This window comes from Quisquiliibacterium sp., assembly GCF_982640115.1.
Genome location: NZ_CEXFHW010000004.1, coordinates 34,862 through 56,101, shown reverse-complemented (window position 1 = coordinate 56,101; position 21,240 = coordinate 34,862). Strand labels below are relative to the sequence as shown.

Sequence of the window (21,240 nt, the reverse complement as noted above, 5' to 3'; positions counted from 1 at the left end):
GAGGCCAGCCAGACATCGTGCTCGCCATCGTTCCAGAAGTGGTACACGCGGCTGTGCTCCAGGAAGCGGCCGACGATGGAGCGCACGCGGATGTTCTCCGACAGCCCGGGCACCCCCGGGCGCAGCGCGCAGACCCCGCGCACGATCAGATCGATCTTCACGCCGGCCTGGCTGGCCTTGTAGAGGGCCGCGATCACCGCGGGCTCGAGCAGCGCATTGACCTTGGCGGCGATGTAGCCGCGGCGCCCGGCGCGGGCATGGCGGGCCTCGCGGCGAATGGAGGCGAGCACCATCGCGTGCAGCGTGAACGGTGACTGCACCAGCGCATTGAGCTCGCCGGCGCGGCCCAGGCCGGTGAGCCGGCGGAACAGCTCGTGCACATCGGCGCAGATCTTCTCGTCGGCGGTGAGCAGGCCGAAGTCCTCGTACAGGCGGGCGGTGCGCGGGTGGTAGTTGCCGGTGCCCAGATGCACGTAGCGGCGCAGCCGTCCGTCTTCGCGGCGCACGATCATCGCCATCTTGGCGTGGGTCTTGTGGCCGACCACGCCATAGACCACATGCGCGCCGACCTGCTCGAGGCGAGCCGCCCAGTTGATGTTGGCCTCCTCGTCGAAACGGGCCATCAGCTCGAGCACCACCGTGACCTCCTTGCCGATGCGGGCCGCCTCGATCAGCGACTCCATCAGCGCCGAGTCGGTGCCGGTGCGGTAGATGGTCTGCTTGATCGCCACCACCTTCGGGTCGGTGGCCGCCGAGCTGAGGAAGCCCATCACCGGGTTGAAGGACTCGTAGGGATGGTGCAGGAGGATGTCGCGCCGGCGGATGGCCGCGAACAGGTCGCGCTCGGCGAGCGCCGGCGGCACCCGGGCCTCGAAGACCGGGAACTTGAGATCGGGCCGCTCCACGAGGTCGATCACCTGGCCCAGGCGGTGCAGGTTGACCGGCCCGGCCACCCGATAGCAGTCGGACTCTTCCAGCCCGAACTCGTCGAGCAGCCGGCGCAGCACCGTGTCAGGGCAGGCCGCCGACACCTCCAGCCGCACCGCATCGCCATAGTGCCGCTGGCGCAGCTCGCCCTGCAACGCGCTGCGCAGGTCGGTGATCTCCTCGTCGTCGACGAACAGCTCGCTGTTGCGGGTGACCCGGAACTGGTGCACCGCGCGCACCACCAGGCCCGGGAAGAGCCGCTCGACGAAGCCCTGGACCACCGAGGTGAGCAGCATCACGCCATGCGGCACGCCGCACACCGCCGAGGGCACGCGCAGAACGCGCGGCAAAGCCCGCGGCGCCTGGACCACCGCCAGCCCGGCGCGTCGACCGAAGGCATCCTGGCCCTCGAGCTCGACCATGAAATTCAGGCTCTTGTTGAGAATGCGCGGAAACGGATGCGCCGGGTCGAGCGCAATCGGCGTGAGCAAAGGCTCGATCTCGTCCAGGAAGACCTGCTCGGCCCACTGGCGCACCGCCGGCGTCCAGGAGGCGATCATCTGGAAGACGATGCCTTCGGTGGCAAGCGCCGGCATCAGCGCATCGTTGAGCAGGCCATACTGTCGCTCGACCAGCAGCCGGGCCCGGGCCGCGATGGTGCGCAGGCTCTCGCGGGCCGTCACCGCATCGGCATGGCGCGAAGCCGCGATCTCACGCAGTTCGGCCACCCGCACCTCGAAGAACTCGTCGAGGTTGCTCGAGACGATGGTCAGGTAGCGCAGCCGCTCCAGCAGGGGCACCTGCGCGGATTCCGCCTGGGCCAGCACGCGCTCGTTGAAGGCGAGCATGCCGAGCTCGCGGTTGAGCAGACGCGGCTCACCCTGCGCCGGCAGATCGCTGCCCTGATCGGAGGCTTCCATGGAGCCCAGTCTCTGGGCACGGGATGACGATTTGATGACACGGGCTTTATTTGCCATTCTCCCGGCCTCCTCTGTCCATTGTGCCTTGCCCGCTCCTGCCCGGGATGCCTGAACGCCACCTGCTTGCCGCCGTCGACCTCGGATCGAACAGCTTCCGCCTGCTGATCGGGCGCGTCGAACAATCGGGCAGCGGGGTCCAGGTGCAGCCGCTCGATGCGCTGAAGGCGCCGGTGCGGCTGGCGGCGGGCCTCACTCCCGAAGGCATGATCGACGCTCCGGCGCAGCAGCGCGCCCTCGAGGCGCTGGCCCGCTTCGGCGAGCGGCTGCGCTCCTTCAGCCCCGACGCGGTGCGGGCGGTGGCCACCAACACCCTGCGGGTGGCGCGCAACGCCAGCCACTTCCGGGCCACCGCCGAGGCCGCGCTCGGCTTTCCGATCGACATCATCGCCGGCCATGAAGAAGCGCGGCTGATCTACTGCGGCGCGGCGCACGCCCTGCCTGCCGACGGCCGCAATCGGCTGGTGGTCGACATCGGCGGCGGCTCCACGGAGTGCATCATCGGACAAGACTACGAGACCCGCCTGCTCGAGTCGGTGAGCGTGGGCTGCGTGTCGCTCAGTCGCAAGCATTTCCCCGACGGCAACCTCAGCCGGTCGTCCTTCGAGAAGGCGGTGCTGCGCGCACGCGCCGCGCTGGCCCCCATCGGGCTCGCCTACCGGCGCGAGGGCTGGGACTACGCCGTGGGCACGTCAGGCACCGCCAAGTCGCTGAGCCAGATCGCGGCAGCGCAGTGGGGCCGCACCGAGCTCACCCGCCAGGGCCTGCGCGACATCGCCGACGCCCTGCTCGCCGCAGGCAACGCCGAGCGGCTCAAGCTCGAAGGCCTGCGGGCCGATCGCCGCCCGGTGCTGGCCGGCGGGCTGGCGGCCATGATCGCGGTGTTCGAGGAGCTCGAGCTCCCGGCCATGCGCTACTGCCCGGGCGCGCTGCGTCAGGGTCTGCTCTACGACCTGCTCGGGCGCGAGACCGAGGGCGACATGCGCGAGCTCACCGTGGCCCGCATGAGCGCGCGTTACGGTCTCGACCCGGAGCATGGCGCGAGGGTGGCCCAGACCGCCCGCGCCATGCTCGGCCAGGCCGACCGCGGCCCCGAGGAACAGCGCGTCGCCAATCGTGACCTGCTCGGCTGGACCGCCCGGCTCGCCGAGATCGGCATGTCGATCTCCCACGAGGACCATCACCGGCACTCGGGCTACATCCTGAGCCATGCCGACATGCCCGGCTTCAGCCAGAACGAGCAGGCACGCATGGCCGTCCTGGCCCTCGGCCAGGGCGGCGGGCTGCGCAAGATGCGCGGGGCGATCACTGACGAGCATGACTGGCTGATGCTGCTCTGCCTGCGGGTGTCGATCATCCTTCACCGTCGCCGGGATGGCGAAGAGGTGCCGCTGCCGGCGCTGTTCGCGCGCGCCGGCCGGGTACGCATCGAGCTGCCGGCGGCCTGGGCGCAGCGCCATCCCCTGAGCGACGAGAGCCTGCGGGCCGAGGCCGCCACCTGGAACGAGGTCGGCCCGTTCTCCGAAGTGCTCTACCAGACCCTGTAGCCGCATGCGCAGCCGCCTGGTCGACCTCGCCCGGCGGGCCCTGATGACGCTGGTGCGGTTCGAGGCGAGCGGCCAGGAGGCCGTGCGCGAGGCCGCCGCACGCCGGATGTCGACCGCGGCGGGCGAGGCGGGCACGGCCGCCGCGGTCGATGCCCCGCCAGATCCCGCGCCGATACTCTGCTACGTGCTGCCGGTGCGCCAGATCACCGCGCTGCTGGTCCTGGAGGAGGCCACCCGCCGGCTCGGGCTCCCCGGCCCGCTGCAGCCGATCGAGGGCGCCGGGCTGCGCGAGCGTCACGGCTACTTCTTTCTCAGCCGACGCGGCCAGCCCTCGCCGCTGGGTAGCACGCCCTACCGGTATCCGCCCCGGCTGGCACGCCTGGCCGCGGCCGCGCGCGAGGCCGACGCGCCGCCGCTGCAGGTGGTGCCGGTGAGCGTGTTCTTCGGCCGCGCACCGCGCCAGCAGGAGTCGCTGCTCAAGGTGATGGTGGCCGATGCCTGGTCGGCGCCGGGCCTGTTCACCCAGTTGCTGCGGGTGCTGATCCACGGCCGCCAGACCCTGATCCGGTTCAGCCCGCCGATCGCGCTGGCCGACCTGCTCATCCAGACCCGCGCTGACGCGACCGCCGCGACTCAGGCGCCCGCCCCGGCCCATGCGCCCGCCCCGGCCCATGCAGCCGACCCCGCCAGCGACCAGCGCCGCGTGGCCCGCGCGCTGCGCGCGCAGTTCCGCCTCGAGCGCGAACTCGCCATCGGCCCCAACCTGTCGCACCGCCAGACGCTGATCGGCGCCCTGATCGACAGCTCGCCGGTGCGCGCGCAGATCGCCGCCCAGGCGGGTCGCGCCGGCATCACCCCCGCCCAGGCCGAGCTGCAGGCGCGGCGCATGGCGGTGGGCATCGCCTCGGACTATGCATACCCGGTCATCCGCGTCTGGGATGTCGCACTCACCGCGCTGTGGACGCGCATCTACCGCGGCGTGTCGGTGCATGGCTTCGAGACGCTTGCGCGCACCGCCGCGGGGGCGCAGCTGGTCTGGCTGCCCTGCCACCGCAGCCATGTCGATTACCTGCTGCTGTCGTGGATCATCCACCACCGCGGGCTGCAGATTCCGCACATCGCCGCCGGCGAGAACCTCGACATCCCGGTGGCCGGCACCCTGCTGCGACGCGCCGGCGCGTTCTTCATGCGCCGCAGCTTCCGCGACGATCCGCTGTACGGCGCGGTGTTCGCGCAGTACCTGCACGAGCTTCTGCGGCGCGGCTATCCGATCGAGTACTTCGTGGAAGGCGGCCGCAGCCGCACCGGCCTGACCCTGCCGGCGCGCGCCGGGCTGCTCTCGATGACCGTCGACAGTTTCCTGCGCGAACCGGTTCGGCCGCAGGTGCTGCTGCCGGTGTACATCGGCTACGAGCAGGTGATCGAGTCCGCGAGCCACGCCGCCGAGCTCGCCGGCGGCCGCAAGTCACGCGAGACCCTGGCCGGCGCGCTGCGTGCGGTGGCCGCCCTGCGCAAGCGGGACTTCGGCCGGGTGCATGTGAACCTCGGGGAGCCGGTGATGCTCACCGACCTGCTCGAGCAGCACTGGCCGCAGTGGCGTGAAGCGCAGGCCCGTGCGGCTGCCGAACCCGGAGGCGAACCCGGAGGCGATCCACAGGCCGGTCCGCAAGGCGAGGCCCGGCGCGCCTCGCCACGCGGCGCCCTGATCGAGGCCCTCGCGCAGACGGTCACCGAACGCATCAACCAGGCCGTGGTGATCGGCCCGGTCAATCTGCTGGCGATGGCGCTGCCCGGCGCCGACAAGGCCGCGATCGACGAGGACGAGCTGCACGCGCGCATCGGCCAGCTCAAGGCGCTGGCCACGGCCAACCCGATGTCCCCGCGCCAGGTGCTGACCGGCGACGAGCCCGCCGCGGTGATCGCGCTCGGGCTGTCGCAGGGCCTGATCCGCCGTCAGTCGCACCCGCTGGGCGATCTCATCCTGGTGATCGAGGAGCGACGCCACGCGGTGGACTACGCCCGCCACAATGTGCTGCACGCCTTCGCCGAAGCCGGGCTGATCGCCGGTCTGCTCGCTCAGGGCGAGGGCAGCGCAGAGGCGGCGCCGCCCGCGGCCGCGCTCGGCCTGCATCCTCTGCTGCGGACCGAGCTCTTCCTGGGCGACGACGGCCGCCCGCCCGCGGCCCGGCTGCAGGCCTGCCTCGACGCGCTCGGGCGCGATGCGCCGTCCGGCCCGCCCTCCAGGCACCGCTGGCTCGCCGCGCCGGTGGCACCGCTGCTGCTGCGCTGGGCGCTGGTCGCGAGCCTGCTCGAGGGCCTGGCCTCGGACCCGCCCGAGGCCAGGCTGGTCGAGGACTGCGCGCTGATGGTCGCCGAGCGCATGGCCCTGCTCGATCCGGCGAGCGCCGCGCGACTGCCCCAGCGCGCCGCGTTGCGCCAGGCGCTCGGCACGCTGCAATCGCTCGGCCATGTGACGCAGATCGAGGGCAGGCTGAGCGCGCAGCCCTCGCTGGCCGACCTCGCGGCATTCGCCCTTCGGGCGCTGCCGCCGCGCACCGCCGAGGCGATCGCGCAGGCCGGCCGCCGCCCTCCCGCTGCGCTGCTGGCTGCGGCTCAGGCCCCGAACCGGCGACGGTAACGCGCGCTCAGCGCGTCGACATTGAGCAGCACCGGCAGGTCGGCGCACCCGAAGTCGGCGTCGTGATGCGGCTCGCCGAGCAGGCGTGCGCCGGCGCGCAGATAGCCCTTGAGCAGCGGCGGCAGCGGAGCCGGCGCCGGCAGCGGGGCCAGCGTCTCCAGGGGCAGGCGCTCGCGGGGCCAGACCCGCAGGCTCTCGCCGGCGAGATGGGTGTCTGCCAGTCGCCGATAGAGGTCGGCGGCGAGCCGCCCGCCGTCGGCCATCGGCACGCTGACACAGCCGATCAGATAGCGATGGCCGCTGTCGGCGAGCAGCGCGCTCAGCGCGCCCCAGAGCAGCATCAGCACCGGCCCGCCGCGATGGTCGGCCCGCACGCAGGCCCGGCCGAGTTCGACCAGGTCGTCACGGATCGGCGCCAGGCGCCCGAGGTCGAACTCGCCCTCGGCGTAGAGCCGGCCGATCGCGCGGGCGCCCTGCGGCATCAGCACCCGGTAGGTGCCCACCACCGCGCCGCGCGAGCCCTCGCGCACGATCAGGTGCAGGCAGTGGGCGTCGAAGGCATCGCGCTCCAGCCCCGCCTCGGCCGTGGCACGCGCACCGAGCTCATGCACGAAAACCTGGTGACGCAGGCGCAGCGCCGCGGCCACCTCCTCGTCGGTGCGGGCGACAGACACCCGCAGTTCGGCGGCGACATCGGCTTCGGCAATCGCGGTCATGATCGGGCTCCGGACAGGGTGCCGTCACGATGGACCGCGAAGGTTGCAGCGCATTGACGCGACGATGAAGCCGCGATGACAGCGGTTGACAAGCGCCCCCCGGCTCACCCATGATGCCGGGATGTCTCCGAGCCACGCCTTCCCGCTTCGCGCCAGCGCTTCTGCCGCCGGCCTGCGTGCGCTCGTCCTGCTAGCGCTACTGCGCCCCTAGGCGCAGACAACACTTTCCCCCATCACCGGTTGTGCTCTCGGCCTTCGAATGGTCGGGGGGCAGCCTCGCATTCCATCCCCGTGCCGCCGAAGGAAACCGTCATGACCATGCCCGACCCCCGTGCCAAGTACCGCCCTTTCGCGCCGGTGAACCTGCCCGATCGCACCTGGCCCAACAACACCATCACCCGCGCGCCCATCTGGTGCAGCGTCGATCTGCGTGACGGCAACCAGGCACTGATCGAGCCCATGGACGGCGAGCGCAAGCTGGCGATGTTCAATCACCTCGTGAAGCTCGGCTACAAGGAGATCGAGGTGGGCTTTCCCTCGGCCTCGCAGACCGACTTCGACTTCGTGCGCCGGCTCATCGACGAGAACCTGATTCCCGATGATGTCACCCCGCAGGTGCTGGTCCAGGCGCGCGAGGAACTGATCGAGCGCACCTTCGAGTCGCTCAAGGGCGCCAGGCGCGCCATCGTGCACCTGTACAACTCCACCTCCACCGCGCAGCGCCGGGTGGTGTTCTGCCTCGATCGCGAGGGCGTGAAGCAGATCGCGGTGCAGGGCGCGCAGTGGGTGGCGCAGCACGCGGCCCGCAACCCCGGCACCGACTGGATCTTCGAGTACTCGCCCGAAAGCTTCACCGGCACCGAGCTCGATTACGCCAAGGAGGTCTGCGACGCCGTGGGCGATGTGCTCAAGCCCACCCCGCAGCACAAGATGATCATCAACCTGCCGGCCACGGTCGAGCACAGCACGCCCAACATCTACGCCGACATGATCGAGTGGATGCACCGCAACCTGAAGTACCGGGATTCGGTGGTGCTCTCGGTGCATCCGCACAACGACCGCGGCTGCGGCGTGGCCGCGGCCGAGCTCGCGGTGATGGCCGGCGCCGACCGGGTGGAAGGCTGCCTGTTCGGCAACGGCGAGCGCACCGGCAATGTCTGCCTGGTGACGCTGGCCATGAACCTCTACACCCAGGGCGTCGACCCCGGCATCGACTTCTCGGACATCAACGAGACCATCCGGGTGTCCGAGCACTGCACCCAGCTGCCGGTGCACCCGCGTCATCCCTACGGCGGCGAACTCGTGTTCACCGCGTTCTCGGGCTCGCACCAGGACGCCATCAAGAAGGGCCTGGCCGAGCGCAAGACCGAAGGCGGCTTCTGGGATGTGCCCTACCTGCCGATCGACCCCTCCGACCTCGGCCGCACCTACGACGCGATCATCCGGGTGAACAGCCAGTCGGGCAAAGGCGGCGTGGCCTACCTGCTCGAGCGCGACCACGGCCTGAACCTGCCGCGGCTGCTTCAGATCGAGTTCAGCCAGGTCATCCAGGGCATCACCGACGCCACCGGCAAGGAGGTGAGCTCGAGCGAGATCCGCAAGGCCTTCGACCGCACCTACCTCGAAGGCAACGGCCCGCTGCGCTACGAGGACCACGCCCAGACCCATGTGCGCGGCCAGACCAACGCCGAGCGCGTCGAGGCCACGGTGCTGCACGACGGTCAGCCGCTCGCGGTCGCCGGCGCGGGCAACGGCCCGGTGGACGCGATGATGCGCGGCCTGCAGCAGGCCCTGGGCATCGACGCCCATGTGATGAGCTATTCCGAGCACTCGCTCACCGCCGGCGAAGACTCGCGGGCGGTGGCCTATGTGCAGCTGAAGTTCGGCTGGGACCAGAGCGCCTACGGCGTGGGCATCGACGAGAACATCGTCACCGCGGCGCTCAAGGCGATTGTCTCGGCGGTCAACCGCGGGGTGTCGCTCGGCATGGCCAGCCTCACGCTGCCGCCGGCCGCCCCGCGGGTGGTCAACAGCCGCTGAGCGGCTCAGGCGCTGGCCGGCTCAGGCGCTGGCCGCGTCCAGCGCCGCCACGGCGGCCGCATCGAGCGGCAGCCGCAGCCCCGCCAGCAGCGCCTGAAGCTGCTCGACGCTGGTGGCGCTGGCGATCGGCGCGGCAATGGCCGGCCGGTCGCGCAGCCAGGCGATCGCCACCGCGGTCTGGGTGGTGCCCAGCCGCACGGCCACTGCATCGAGCGCGGCCAGGATGCGCAGCCCGCGCTCGTTCAGGTAGCTGCCGGCGCGCGCCCCGCGGGCACGGCCCTCGAGGTCTTCGGGCTTGCGGTACTTGCCACTGAGAAAGCCCGCCGCCAGCGAGTAGTACGGGATGACCGACAGGCCCTCCTTCACGCACAGCGGTTGCAGTTCGGCCTCGAAGCCGGCACGGTCGGCGAGGTTGTAGCCGGGCTGCAGGGTCTCGTAGCGCGGCAGCCCCAGCCGGGCCGACACCGCCAGGGCCTGCGCCAGACGCGGCGCAGTGTAGTTGGAGGCGCCGATGGCGCGCACCTTGCCCGCGCGGATCAGCTCGGCGAAGGTGCCCAGCGTGTCTTCCAGCGGGGTGTCGGCATCGTCCTGATGTGCCTGATAGAGATCGATGCAGTCGATGCCCAGGCGCTGCAGCGAGGCATCGACCGCGCGCCGCAGGTAGGCCGGCGACAGGCCCTTGTTGCCCTCTCCCATGTCCATGCCGGCCTTGGTCGCGATCAGCACCTGGTTGCGCCGGCCGCTGCGCGCCAGCCACTGGCCGATCAGGCTCTCGGACTCGCCGCCGCGATGGCCAGGCACCCAGCGCGAATAGACATCGGCGGTGTCGATCAGGTTGCAGCCAGCATCGACGAAGGCATCGAGCAGCTGGAAGGAGCGGGCGGCATCGGCCGTCCAGCCAAAGACATTGCCGCCGAAGGCAAGCGGAACCGCCTTCAGGCCGCTGCGACCGAGTTCACGGGTTTGCATGGATTGACCTCGCGGGAGAATCCCGCAGGCCGGCGCGGCCGCGCGGGGGACCGTTCAGAGCTGCTCGGGGTTGGTCACCGAGCGTAGCACGACCTGCTCGCGGCCCTCGCGCTCGCGGGTGCTCAGCCACCAGACCGCGCCCTTGCGCACGCTCCAGTCCATCTCCTGACCGGCCATCAGCAGGCTGGCCAGGCGCCCGATCATGGGCTGGTGGCCCACCAGCACCACGGTGCCGCCGCAGCCCTCGGTGCCCTGCGGCCAGTTCGCGGCCGCGAGGTAGTGCGCGACATCGACATCCGGGGCGAGATGACGGTCGATGCGGTAGTCGATGCCCAGCGCGTCGGCGGTCTGGCGGGTGCGCTGCGCAGGGCTCGCCAGGATCAGGCAGCGCTCGGGCAGGCGCGGCCGCAGCCACTGCGCCATGGCCTGCGCCTGCCGCCGGCCGCGCGCGGTGAGTTCACGGGCGAGATCGGGCTCGGCATCCTGCGCCTCGGCATGGCGCCACAGAATCAGGTTCATCGGGTCTCCGGGAAACGCGCCCGAGCATGATCGCCGCACATGGCAGCGAGATGTCGATGGCGGAAGAGGGAACCGGGGCGGATGGGGGCGGGTCGGAGCGCGCGGGGTCCGGGCGCGTCAGTCCTGGCGCGTCAGTCGGCTCGCGGCGGCGCAGCCGCTGGCGCCTGCTGAAGCCGCTGATACTTGGCCATCAGCGCCTCGTGCGATTCCGGCCACTGCGGGTTGAGCGGGATGCAGTCCACCGGGCAGACCTGACGGCACTGCGGCTCGTCATGGTGACCGACGCACTCGGTGCACAGCGCCGGGTCTATCTGGTAGATCTCGGGGCCCATCGAGATGGCATCGTTCGGGCACTCCGGCTCGCAGACATCGCAGTTGATGCACTCGTCGGTGATCATCAGCGCCATGACGGTTCAGGCCTGGCGGGCCCGCTCGGCGATCTTGGCCTGCAGGTGGCGGAACACCACCGGCGAGACAAACTGGGCGACGTCGCCACCCAGGGTGGCGATCTCGCGCACCAGCGTGGCCGACACATGCCGGTATTCGTCGGTGGGGGTCATGAAGACCGTCTCGATCTCGGGCATGAGGCGGCTGTTCATGCCGGCGAGCTGGAACTCGTAGTCGAAGTCGGTCACCCCGCGCAGGCCGCGCACCACCACCCGCGCGCCCTGGGCGCGCAGCAGGTTGACCAGCAGGCCCGAGAAGCGCACCACCCGCACATTCGGATAGATGGCCAGCGCCTCGCGGGCGATCGCCTCGCGCTCGGCCGGCTCGAAGAGCGGACTCTTGCCGCGGCTGTCGGCCACCGCGAGCACCACCTCGTGGAACAGGCTGGCGGCGCGGCGCACCAGTTCCTCGTGCCCGCGGGTGATCGGGTCGAAGGTACCGGCATAGACGGCGACGACGGGGGTCATGGATTCTCCTGGGGCTGGATGGCGAGCAGATGGTAATGCACCTGCCCGGCCGCGGCCCGCCGCGCGATGCGGGCATCCGGACCGAGCCAGTCGCGCACCTGCGCCTCGTCGAGCGCGGCCTCGGACTCGACATAGACCCAGGCCGCCGCCGGATTCAGCAGCGGCGCCAGCACCGGCAGGACGCCGGCCAGCAGGTCCTGGCGGAAGGGCGGATCGACGAAGACCAGGTCGAGGAGCACACCGGCGGCGCGCAGACGCTGCAGCAGGCCGAGCGCATCACCGGCGTGCAGGCGCACCTGCTCGGCGGCGCCGAGCCGGTCGATCGCCGCCTGCAGGGCGCGGCGCGCGGCCGGCGCGGTCTCGGCCAGATGCACCAACGCCGCGCCCCGCGAAGCCGCCTCGAGCCCGAGGGCGCCGGTGCCGGCGAAGAGATCGGCGCAGACCAGACCGGTGAGGTCCTGGCCGAGCCAGTTGAACAGGGTCTCGCGCACCCGGTCGGGCGTGGGCCGCAGGCCAGGGGCGTCGATCACCGGCAGCAGGCTGCGCCGCCAGCGGCCGCCGATCAGGCGCACGCGCTGCGGCGCGGCGCGCGGGGCGCCAGGCGGCGGGGTACGGGGGGGCTTGGCGGGCATCGCGGAATCGGGCAAGGGTGAGCGGACGGCAGGGGTAGAATTGTCGCGGAAATCATGTTCGGATTCCTAAGACGCAAGCCCCCGCCGGCCGCCCAGCCTGCGCCCCCTCCGGTCGACAGCCCCGCCGCGCCAGCCGCGGGCCCGGCCTCGCCGATCCTGCCTTCGGTCGCGGCGCCGGCTCAGGCACTGGCGCCCGCCCAGGCCCCTGCCTCTGCCCTCGTGGCGGCGCCAGCCGCGGCTGCCGAGCCCGCGCCGGCCCGCACTGGCTGGCTGGCCAAGCTGCGGCAAGGCCTGTCGCGCACCAGCGGCAACCTCGCCGGCCTGTTCGGCGCGGCCCGCATCGACGAATCGCTCTTCGAGGAGCTCGAGACGGCGCTGCTGGTCAGCGACGCCGGCGTCGAGACCACGCGCGTCCTGCTCGAGGGCCTGCGCCGGCGGGTCAAAGACCAGCGCCTCACCGACGGCGCCCAGGTGCGCGAAGCTCTGCGCGTCCTGCTCACCGAGATGCTCCTGCCGCTGGAGCGTCCCATGGACATCGACCGCGCCGCGCCGCTGGTGATGATGATCACCGGCGTCAACGGCGCCGGGAAGACCACCTCCATCGGCAAGCTCGCCCACCACCTGCAGGGCGAGGGCAAGACCATCCTGCTGGCCGCCGGCGACACCTTCCGGGCCGCGGCGCGCGAACAGCTCACGCAGTGGGGCGAGCGCAACGGCGTGCAGGTGGTCTCGCAGCAGGGCGGCGACCCCGCGGCGGTGGCCTTCGACTCGGTGAGCGCAGGCCGGGCCCGCCAGACCGGGGTGGTCATGATCGACACCGCCGGCCGGCTGCCCACCCAGACCCACCTCATGGACGAGCTGCGCAAGATCCATCGCGTGCTCGGCAAGGCCATGGAGGGCGCCCCGCATGAGAGCCTGCTGGTGCTCGACGGCAACACCGGGCAGAACATGCTGGCCCAGGTGAAGGCCTTCGACGAGGCAGTGGGCCTCACCGGCCTGGTGGTCACCAAGCTCGACGGCACCGCCAAGGGCGGCGCGCTCGCGGCCCTGGCCCACACCCGGCGCGAGCGCCCGATCCCGGTGTACTTCATCGGCGTGGGCGAAGGCCTGGATGACCTGCAGGCCTTCTCGGCCGCCGAGTTCGCCAGCGCGCTGCTCGACTGAGCTTCAAGCTGCTGGGTCGCCCTCCGGGCCGCATCCCGAACCGGGGCCGGGCAGGCCGCCGGATTGAGCCGGCGCAACGCTCGCGCACGCCCAGCCTCCGATTGTCAGGAAGCATTGGCACTCTCTACCCATGAGTGCTAATATTTTTGTGTGCTGCAACAAAAGGCACGCCCACGAAAGGAACCTCATGGCCACCCTGACTCCGACCGCTCTCGTCCCCGCCGGCGCCCAAGGCGTTGCGATGGCCTTGCCGCCCGTCGGGAATCTGGATGCCTACATCTCGGCGGTCAATCGCCTGCCCATGCTCTCGCCCGAGCGCGAGACCGAACTCGGCCGGCGCCTGCGCGACCATGCCGACCTGACCGCCGCCCGCGAGCTGGTGATGTCGCACCTGCGGCTGGTGGTCTCGGTGTCCCGGCAGTACCTCGGCTACGGCCTGCCCCACGCCGACCTGATCCAGGAAGGCAACATCGGCCTGATGAAAGCGGTCAAGCGCTTCGACCCGGAGCGCGGCGTGCGACTGGTGTCCTTCGCCCTGCACTGGATCAAGGCCGAGATCCATGAATACATCCTGAAGAACTGGCGCCTGGTCAAGGTGGCCACCACCAAGGCCCAGCGCAAGCTGTTCTTCAACCTGCGCTCGCAGCGCACCGATGCGCACACCCTGTCGGCCGGCGAGATCGACGCGATCGCGGCCCGGCTCAATGTCAAGCCGGCCGATGTGGCTGAGATGGAAACCCGCCTCACCGGGCAGGACATGGCCCTGGAGCCGACCGGCGAGAGCGACGAGGACAGTTTCGCCCCGATCGCCTACCTGGCCGCGCCGCAGGCGGAGCCCAGCGAGGTGCTCGAGCGCCGCGAGCGCGACCGCCTGCACGGCGAGGGTCTGTCGCAGGCGCTCGCCACCCTCGATCCGCGCAGCCGCCGGATCATCGAGGCCCGCTGGCTGCGCGACGAGAGCGAGGGCGGCTCGCTCACGCTGCACGACCTGGCCGACGAGTTCGGCGTGTCGGCCGAGCGCATCCGCCAGATCGAGGTCAAGGCCATGCAGAAAATGAAAGCCGCACTCGCCGAAGCGGTCTGAGGCATTGAAAGGTCGGGCAACCCTGCCCGACCGACACGCAAGCCTGCGGGCTCGGGACTCCCGGCGGCGCGTTGCGCGCCCCGGCCCCGGGTCGGCGGGCACCCGGTCGGGGTGGCTGCCCCGGCTGGATTGCCTGACATCGGCATCACGGCTTCCCCCCTTTGGCCGTCCTTGGCGCATGCCATCGACGGCCGTATTTTTTTGGCGAGGCCCGGACCCCGCGGTTCAGCCGAGCCGAAAGGCGTGGGTGCGATCGCGTTCGAGCTGGGCCACCAGACCAAGCTCCCAGTCGAGGTACGCGCGGAAGGCGGCGTCGCGCCGGGCGAGATCGCGGTGGGCGTAGGGGCTGAACCAGTGATCATCGTCGCCGCTGAGCACTCCCCGGTCGCCGCTGCCAACGGGCAGGCCGGCGGCCACCCAGGCCTGGGTGCCACCGGCAATCGCCCGCGCATCGCGCCCGGTGCGGGCCACCAGCTCGGCTGCCACCAACCCGGCCAGGACACCGTCGGCCGACGCGATCAGGATCGTGGCCTGCGGCGGCGCATCGGCAAGGAACTCGCTCAGGCGATCGGGCACGCAGAAGCGCGCACCCGCCACATGCCGCCGCTCGTAGGGCGCGCGCCGATCGACATCGAAGGCCAGCGTCGAGCCCTCGGCCAGCAAGGCCGCGGCCTGCGCCGGTGACACGCAAGGCACTGCGGGATGAGGCCGCAGCACCTGCAGGGGCTCGGGCCCGGTGACCCGGGGCGCATCGGCCGCGGGCCGATACAGCCAGACCTCGCCGACGCCGAGTTGCGCCAGCCAGGCGGCCGCGCTCAGGGCGCGCACGCCGTCGTGGTCTGCCAGCACGATGCGCGCACCGCGGGTGCCGATGAATTCATCGGTGGCCTGCACCAGCTGGCCACCCGGAGCCCATCGCCAGCCCGCGAGGTGAGCGGTCTGGTACTCCTCGCGGGTGCGCACATCGAATCGGTAGAGGGTGCGATCGGCCTCCTGCTGCCAGCGGGCGAGCACGGCATCATCCACCCAGCCCACGCCGGCGCGACCCGCCATCGCCTGCGCGCGGTCGCGGGCCTGCGCGAGGCTCCCGGCACCCGGCTCGGGCAGCGCCGCGCGCCGCCCACGGGCGAGTTCGCGCCCCGCCAGCAGCCAGGCCATGGTGCCGTCGCGCAGCGAGACCACCGGGTTGGGAATGCCGGCATCGATCAGGGTCTGGGCGCCGACGATGCTGCGGGTACGACCGGCGCAGTTGACCACCACCAGGGTGGCCGGATCGGGGGCAAGCTCGCCAATGCGGTAGACGAGTTCGCCACCCGGCAGGCTGTGCGCGAAGGGCAGGCTGAACTGCGCGAACTCCTCGGGGGTACGGCTGTCGACGACCACCAGGTTCTCGCCGTCGGCCAGTCGCCGGGCGAGCTCGTCGGCATCGATGGACGGGGTGTGGTGCTGGTGCTCGATCAGCTCGCCAAAGGCCTTGCTCGGCACATTCGTGCCGCTGAACAGTTCGCCGCCCCAGGCGACCCAGGCCTGCGTGCCGCCGTCGAGCGCCGACACGCTCGTCCAGCCCAGCGAGCGCAGCGTGGCAGCGGCCTCGTCGACCCGCGACCCATCGCCATCGACCAGCACCACCCGGGTGTCGCGCCGCGGCACCAGGCGGTCGATCAGCAGGCCCAGCCGCCAGGCCGGGGCCGAGACCGCCAGCAGCAGGTGACCATGGGCGTAGACGCCGGTCTCGCGGACATCGAGCAGCGCGATCTCGCCGCCATCGGTGAGCCAGGTCTGGAGCTGGGCGGGGCTGAGGCGCGCGGGCGGCACCGACGCGGGCCGGGGCGCAGAGGCAGGGTTGGCAGTCATGCCGGCCACGCTACGCCGGGCAGCGCCGTGCGGCAAGCCGGCGGGGTCCGCGGCCGGGGCGGAACGCGCGGTCCGGTCGGGCGGCGCCGCGGCGACCGGTCACGCGCCCGCGGACGATCAGCCCGCCGAGGGCGGCTCGGTCATGGCCGCGTCGACCACCGCCCGCCCCAGCGTGGGCGCGAACTGCGCGATGAAGGCATAGACATAGTCGCGCAGATAGCTGCCGCGGCGCACCGCGAGCCGGGTGAGGTTCACCGCGAAGAGGTGCCGGGCATCGATGGCCGACAGCGCGGTGTCGCGCGCCTCGTCGTGCGCGATCGCGGCAATGATGCCCACCCCCATGCCGAGCTCGACATAGGTCTTGATCACATCGGCATCCATGGCCGAGAGCACGATGTTCAGGGGCAGGCCGGCACGGCGGAAGGCATCGTCGATGTGCCGGCGCCCGGTGAAGCCGGTTTCATAGGTGACGATCGGAAAGTCCGCCAGACGCGCCAGCGTGAGCGCCTCGCCACGGGCCTGCGCCAGCGCCAGGGGATGGCCGCGCGGCACGATCACCGAGTGGGTCCAGCGATAGCAGGGCAGCGCGGCAAGCTCGGGGAACTCGGCGAGAGCCTCGGTGGCGATGCCGATGTCGGCATCACCGTCGATCAGCCACTGCGCGATCTGGCGCGGCGAGCCCTGGTGGATGTGCAGCGCCACCTCGGGATGCGCGGCGCTGAAGTCACGCACCGCCTGGGGCAGCGCGTAGCGCGCTTGCGAGTGGGTGGCGGCGATGGTCAGCGTGCCCCGGCCCTGCGCGGCGAAATCCTCGCCAGCCCGGCGCAGATTCTCGGCCTGCTGCAGCAGCGACTCGATGATCGGCAGCACCGCCTCGCCCGGGCCGGTAAGCCCGGTGAGGCGCTTGCCGGCCCGGTGGAAGAGCGCCATGCCGAGCTCATCCTCGAGCTCGCGGATCTGGCGGCTGACGCCGGGCTGGGAGGTGTGCAGCACCTGCGCGACCTGGGTCAGGTTGAAGCCGCGACGCACGGTCTCGCGCACGGATCGCAACTGCTGGAAATTCACGATGGGAGCCGCAGGATGAGGAAGCCGCGGATTGTGCGGCGCGCCGCGTGCCTGGCCAAAGACCGTTTGGCACTATGCATGGTGCGGCCGCGCATAAGCGGCCACGCGCCGGCGGCGGATGCCCTCGGCTCAGCCGGCCGCCTGCAGCAGCGCGAAAGGCGCCGCCCAGCCCACGATGCCACCCTGCGCGACGATCATCTCGATCGCACTGTCGCGGAAATGCGGAAAGTAGCTCGCGGTGGCGTCCGACACCAGCAGGCTGTCATAGCCGCGGTCGTTGGCCTCGCGCATGGTGGACTGCACGCAGACCTCGGTGGTCACACCGGCGAAGATCAGCCGCTCAACGCCCCAGTCGGTCAGGAGCCGGCTGAGCTCGGTGCCGTAGAAGGCGCCCTTGCCCGGCTTGGCCAGCACGCACTCGCCGGGCAGCGGCGAGAGCTCGGGGATGAAATCGCTGCCCGGCTCGCCGTCGATGAGAATGCGGCCCATCGGTCCCGGGTCGCCGATACGCTGGCTGGGCAGTCCGCGCTCGCGCTTGGCCGGCGGGCAGTCCGACAGATCGGGCCGGTGGCACTCCTTGGTGTGCACGATGCGCAGGCCCTGCGCGCGCGCCCAGTCGAGCAGCGCCCGCGCGGGCGCGACCGCCGCGCGCAGGTGCGAGACATCGTTGCCGAGCGACTCGCCGAAGCCGCCGGGCTCGAGGAAGTCGCGCTGCATGTCGATCATCATCAACGCGGTGCGAGCCGGCCGGAACCGGAAGGGCGAGGGACGGGCGGACACTTCCCGCCAGGCGTTCGGATCAGGCATGTCCACCCATGGCCTTGCCGATGCGGTCCCGATCGGCTTCGGGTTGCAGGGATTCGAGCACGATGCGCCCGCCATTGATGACGAGCACGCGGTCGGAGAGCTCGAGCAGCTCGTCGAGGTCCTCGCTCACCAGCAGCACCGCGCAGCCCGACTCCCGGGCGTCGCGCAGCCGCTGGTGGATCTCGGCCGAGGCCTGGAAGTCGAGGCCGAACACCGGGTTCATCACGATCAGCAGCCGGGCATCGCGGGAGAGTTCGCGCGAGAGCACCGCGCGCTGGATGTTGCCGCCGGAGAGCCGCTCGATCGGCTCGTCGGGGCCGCGGGTCTTGATGCGGAAGGCCTCGATCGCCTGCTCAGCGGCGCTGCGAAACGCCGCCGGCCGCAGCCAGCCGCCCACCGACCAGGGCGCGCGATCGAAGTCACGCAGGGCGAGGTTGCCGGCCACCGACATGCCCGGCACGCAGGCGTTGTGCAGCGGCTCCTCGGGCAGCGCCGCCACCCGGTGACGCAGGTAATCGGCCCGGCTCGCCCGGAACGGCTCGCCGAAGACCCGCACCTCGCCGGCGGCGCGCGCGCGCTGACCGGTGAGCGCCTGCACCAGCTCACGCTGACCGTTGCCGGACACGCCGGCCACACCAACGATGCTGCCGGCGGCCACCCGCAGGTCCAGGCCGCGCACGGCCGGCAGACCGAGATCGTTGTTCACCGCCAGACCGTGCACCGCGAGCGGCAAGGATGCGGCGGACGAGCCCACGGCAGCGCTGGCCGCGGAACCCGCGGCAGTCGGCGGCTCACCCGCCTGGGCTGCGGCGTGCGACTGAACCGGGGCGGGTCGGCGCGCCGTGGCACCCGCCAGCGACTGGCCGACCATCAGCGTGGCCAGACGGTCGGCATCCATCTCGGCCACCCGGCCGGCGCCGGCGAGCTGACCGCGGCGCAGCACGGTGACCTCGTCGGCGAAACGCTCGACCTCGCGGAACTTGTGGGTGATGAGCAGCGCGGTCATGCGCCCGCCGTGCGCGAGATCGCGCACCGAACTCAGCAGCTCGTCGGCCTCCTCGGGGGTGAGCACCGAGGTGGGCTCGTCGAGGATGAGAAAACGGTTGCGGGCATAGAGCTGCTTGAGCAGCTCGGTCTTCTGCTTCTCGCCCGCGGACAGGTCGGCCACCCGGGCATCAGGGTCGACCCGGAAAGGCACGCTGCCCAGGAAGTCGTCGAGCTCGGCGCGCTGACGGCGCCAGTCGATGCGGGCCGGCAGGCCGCCGCGGGCCAGGGCAAGGTTCTCGGCGACGGTCATCGAGGGCACCAGGGTGAAGTGCTGGTAGACCATGCCGATGCCGAGCTCGCGCGCGCGCTGAGGCGAGGCGATCTCGGTCTCGCGGCCTTCGATGAGGATGCTGCCGCCATCGGGCCGGTGAAAGCCCACCAGGCATTTCACCAGCGTGCTCTTGCCCGCGCCGTTCTCGCCGAGCAGGGCATGCACCGTGCCGGGCTGCACGGTGAGCGAGACCCGGTCCAGCGCGACGAAGTCCCCGAAGCGCTTGGTCAGATCGTAGGTGGCCAGCGCCAGCGCGCCGCTGGACGCGCGTGCCGGTGCCACCACCGCGCCATCGACCCGCAGGACTTCCATCGCCGGCGGCCTCAGCCCAGCGCGGCCAGCACCGCGGCCGAATCGGCCACCGCGCCGAACACGCCACCCTGCATCTTGATCATCTTGATCGCGGCAAGGTGGTTGCCGAGATCGGTGGCACCGGTGCAGTCCTCGAGCATCAGGCACTCGAAGCCGCGGTCATTGGCCTCGCGCATGGTGGTGTGGACGCAGACATCGGTGGTGATGCCGGTGAGGATCAGGTTGCGGATGCCGCGGGTGCGCAGCACCAGTTCCAGGTCGGTGGCGCAGAACGAGCCCTTGCCGGGCTTGTCGATGATCACCTCGCCGGCCACCGGCGCGAGCTCGGGGATGATCTCCCAGCCCGGCTCGCCCCGCACCAGGATGCGCCCGCAGGGGCCGGCATCACCGATGCCCGCGCCGATGCGCTGCGAGCGCCAGCGCTTGTTGGCAGGCAGGTCCGACAGATCGGGCCGATGGCCTTCGCGGGTGTGGATGATCGTGAAGCCGAGCGCACGCATGCGGGCCATCACGCGGCGGATCGGCTCGATCGGCGCGCGGGTGAGGCTCAGGTCATAGCCCATCTTGTCGACATAGCCGCCCACACCGCAGAAGTCGGTCTGCATGTCGATCACCACCAGGGCGGTGTTGGCCGGGCGCAGGTCGGCATCGAAGGGCCAGGGGTAGGGGTCGGCGGCGACGCAGGGCAGCGCTACGGAGGCGGAGGTGCTCATGACGGAGTCCAGGAAAAAAAGGGCCGTGTTCAGGGCAGCCGGTTGCCGGGATCGTGATCGCGCTGCGGCGGCGCGAAACCGCAGGAGCGCCCGTCGACATGCTCGACCTCGTCCTCCCAGGGCAGCCGGTAGCGGCCGTTCACCATGTCCTGCATGAAGGTGTAGGGGCAGTCCTGCGCGCCGCCGCGCACCGCCACATAGCCGCGATGCCAGAGCTGGTAGATGTTGTTCTCGACGCCCCAGTGGCGGCGGGCCTCGCGCACCAGGTCGGGCCGGACCTCGCAGGTGATGATCTCGTCGGGCCGGTGGCTGCCCATGACCAGCGGCTCACCGTCGAAGTTCACGAACATGCCCTCGCCCATCGAGTCGAAGGTGCCGTCGCTGCCGCACATGCACACGCTGGCGGTGACCATCAGGTTCTGGAAGGCATTGGCCTGGTTGGTGACGCGCCAGGAATGCCGGATGGGCGCGGTGTAGCCGGCGGTGCGAATCATGAGTTCGGCGCCCTTGTAGGCGCACTCGCGGGCCATCTCGGGGAACATCCCGTCGTGGCAGATGATCAGCGCGAGCTTCACGCCGCGCGGACCGTCGATCACCGGGATGCCGAGGTTGCCCGGCTCCCAGGGCTCGACCGGCACCCAGGGATGCAGCTTGCGGTAGTAGAGCGCGATGCGGCCGGTGTCGTCGATGATCAGGCCGCTGTTGTACGGGTTGCCGTTGGGGTTGAGCTCCATGATCGAGAAGCAGCCCCAGATGCGGTGCTCGATGCAGGCGGCCTTGAAGGCGGCCACCTCGGGCCCGTCGAGCCGGCACATCAGCGCCGGATCGGTGTTCATCGACAGCCCGTGCAGCGAGTACTCGGGGAACACCACCAGGTCCATCGAGGGCGAGTTGCGCCGGGCCTTGCCGACCATCTCGACGATGCGCGCGGCCTGCGCGGCGAGTTGCGCCGGGGTGTCGACCACCGGCAGTTGCGACTGCACCAGGCCGACCACCACCCCGTTGGGTGACTTGTTCAGGCCGCCGAGTCCGGACATGAGCGAT

General features: G+C 71.3%; 17 protein-coding genes and 1 pseudogene. 5 read left to right on the top strand and 13 right to left on the bottom strand.

Features of this window, described 5'->3' with window-relative positions; translation table 11 throughout:
* Nucleotides 1–1,847 (bottom strand): polyphosphate kinase 1 (gene ppk1, locus AC2H6A_RS01125; protein WP_484271284.1); only part of this gene is annotated, 1,847 nt, incomplete at its 3' end.
* 104 nt (nucleotides 1,848–1,951) lie between these two features.
* On the opposite strand from ppk1, the gene AC2H6A_RS01120 reads away from it, so the two are divergent.
* Both AC2H6A_RS01120 and plsB read left to right on the top strand, forming a co-directional pair.
* A complete protein-coding gene (locus AC2H6A_RS01120) occupies nucleotides 1,952–3,451 on the top strand; it encodes a Ppx/GppA phosphatase family protein (protein ID WP_484271283.1) in 1,500 nt (499 codons plus the stop codon).
* A 4-nt stretch (nucleotides 3,452–3,455) separates the two neighbouring features.
* Nucleotides 3,456–6,089, top strand: coding sequence for a glycerol-3-phosphate 1-O-acyltransferase PlsB (plsB, locus tag AC2H6A_RS01115; RefSeq protein ID WP_484271282.1), 2,634 nt, complete (start codon nucleotides 3,456–3,458; stop codon nucleotides 6,087–6,089).
* Here plsB and AC2H6A_RS01110 read toward each other — a convergent pair.
* The gene (locus tag AC2H6A_RS01110) at nucleotides 6,065–6,805 is read right to left on the bottom strand and encodes a GNAT family N-acetyltransferase (RefSeq protein ID WP_484271281.1); all 741 of its coding nucleotides are present in this window, start codon (nucleotides 6,803–6,805) and stop codon (nucleotides 6,065–6,067) included. The two genes, plsB and AC2H6A_RS01110, sit on opposite strands and share 25 nt — an antisense overlap.
* A gap of 312 nt (nucleotides 6,806–7,117) precedes the next feature.
* On the opposite strand from AC2H6A_RS01110, the gene leuA reads away from it, so the two are divergent.
* Entirely contained in the window at nucleotides 7,118–8,845 is a 1,728-nt protein-coding gene (gene leuA / locus AC2H6A_RS01105; protein ID WP_484271280.1) for a 2-isopropylmalate synthase, read from the top strand.
* Between the two features lie 21 nt (nucleotides 8,846–8,866).
* Here leuA and AC2H6A_RS01100 read toward each other — a convergent pair whose 3' ends face one another.
* The 5 genes from AC2H6A_RS01100 to rsmD all read right to left on the bottom strand — a co-directional run bounded on the left by AC2H6A_RS01100 (nucleotide 8,867) and on the right by rsmD (nucleotide 11,879).
* A complete protein-coding gene (locus AC2H6A_RS01100; protein WP_484271279.1) occupies nucleotides 8,867–9,814 on the bottom strand; it encodes an aldo/keto reductase in 948 nt (315 codons plus the stop codon).
* Between the two features lie 54 nt (nucleotides 9,815–9,868).
* Complete coding sequence (locus AC2H6A_RS01095) at nucleotides 9,869–10,333, bottom strand: SixA phosphatase family protein (RefSeq protein WP_484271278.1); 465 nt, start codon at nucleotides 10,331–10,333, stop codon at nucleotides 9,869–9,871.
* 131 nt (nucleotides 10,334–10,464) lie between these two features.
* The gene (locus AC2H6A_RS01090; protein ID WP_484271277.1) at nucleotides 10,465–10,740 is read right to left on the bottom strand and encodes a YfhL family 4Fe-4S dicluster ferredoxin; all 276 of its coding nucleotides are present in this window, start codon (nucleotides 10,738–10,740) and stop codon (nucleotides 10,465–10,467) included.
* A gap of 6 nt (nucleotides 10,741–10,746) precedes the next feature.
* The gene (gene coaD, locus AC2H6A_RS01085) at nucleotides 10,747–11,247 is read right to left on the bottom strand and encodes a pantetheine-phosphate adenylyltransferase (RefSeq protein ID WP_484271276.1); all 501 of its coding nucleotides are present in this window, start codon (nucleotides 11,245–11,247) and stop codon (nucleotides 10,747–10,749) included.
* Nucleotides 11,244–11,879: a 16S rRNA (guanine(966)-N(2))-methyltransferase RsmD gene (gene rsmD, locus AC2H6A_RS01080; protein WP_484271275.1), complete on the bottom strand. Its 636-nt coding sequence runs from the start codon at nucleotides 11,877–11,879 to the stop codon at nucleotides 11,244–11,246. Before rsmD ends, coaD begins: the two co-directional genes overlap by 4 nt.
* A 54-nt stretch (nucleotides 11,880–11,933) precedes the next feature.
* On the opposite strand from rsmD, the gene ftsY reads away from it, so the two are divergent.
* Together ftsY and rpoH are read left to right on the top strand one after the other, a co-directional pair.
* Nucleotides 11,934–13,043: a signal recognition particle-docking protein FtsY gene (ftsY, locus tag AC2H6A_RS01075; RefSeq protein ID WP_484271274.1), complete on the top strand. Its 1,110-nt coding sequence runs from the start codon at nucleotides 11,934–11,936 to the stop codon at nucleotides 13,041–13,043.
* Between the two features lie 241 nt (nucleotides 13,044–13,284).
* Nucleotides 13,285–14,127 carry an RNA polymerase sigma factor RpoH gene (rpoH, locus tag AC2H6A_RS01070; RefSeq protein ID WP_484271273.1) on the top strand — a complete coding sequence of 281 codons (843 nt, stop codon included), beginning with the start codon at nucleotides 13,285–13,287 and terminating at the stop codon, nucleotides 14,125–14,127.
* A 225-nt stretch (nucleotides 14,128–14,352) separates the two neighbouring features.
* On the opposite strand, the pseudogene AC2H6A_RS01065 reads toward rpoH, so the two are convergent.
* From AC2H6A_RS01065 to AC2H6A_RS01040, 6 genes and pseudogenes are all read right to left on the bottom strand, one after another.
* Nucleotides 14,353–15,951, bottom strand: a pseudogene (locus AC2H6A_RS01065) (rhodanese-like domain-containing protein); the annotation flags it as partial.
* A gap of 147 nt (nucleotides 15,952–16,098) precedes the next feature.
* Complete coding sequence (locus AC2H6A_RS01060) at nucleotides 16,099–17,046, bottom strand: CysB family HTH-type transcriptional regulator (RefSeq protein ID WP_484271272.1); 948 nt, start codon at nucleotides 17,044–17,046, stop codon at nucleotides 16,099–16,101.
* Between the two features lie 129 nt (nucleotides 17,047–17,175).
* The gene (locus AC2H6A_RS01055; RefSeq protein ID WP_484271271.1) at nucleotides 17,176–17,772 is read right to left on the bottom strand and encodes a cysteine hydrolase family protein; all 597 of its coding nucleotides are present in this window, start codon (nucleotides 17,770–17,772) and stop codon (nucleotides 17,176–17,178) included.
* A 73-nt stretch (nucleotides 17,773–17,845) separates the two neighbouring features.
* Nucleotides 17,846–19,483, bottom strand: a complete 1,638-nt coding sequence (locus tag AC2H6A_RS01050) for an ABC transporter ATP-binding protein (RefSeq protein ID WP_484271270.1) — start codon at nucleotides 19,481–19,483, stop codon at nucleotides 17,846–17,848.
* Between the two features lie 11 nt (nucleotides 19,484–19,494).
* Nucleotides 19,495–20,196 carry a biuret amidohydrolase gene (biuH, locus tag AC2H6A_RS01045; RefSeq protein WP_484271269.1) on the bottom strand — a complete coding sequence of 234 codons (702 nt, stop codon included), beginning with the start codon at nucleotides 20,194–20,196 and terminating at the stop codon, nucleotides 19,495–19,497.
* Between the two features lie 29 nt (nucleotides 20,197–20,225).
* Nucleotides 20,226–21,233 (bottom strand): formamidase, encoded by a 1,008-nt coding sequence (locus AC2H6A_RS01040; RefSeq protein ID WP_484271268.1) that lies wholly within the window; start codon nucleotides 21,231–21,233, stop codon nucleotides 20,226–20,228.
* Nucleotides 21,234–21,240: the final 7 nt, after the last annotated feature.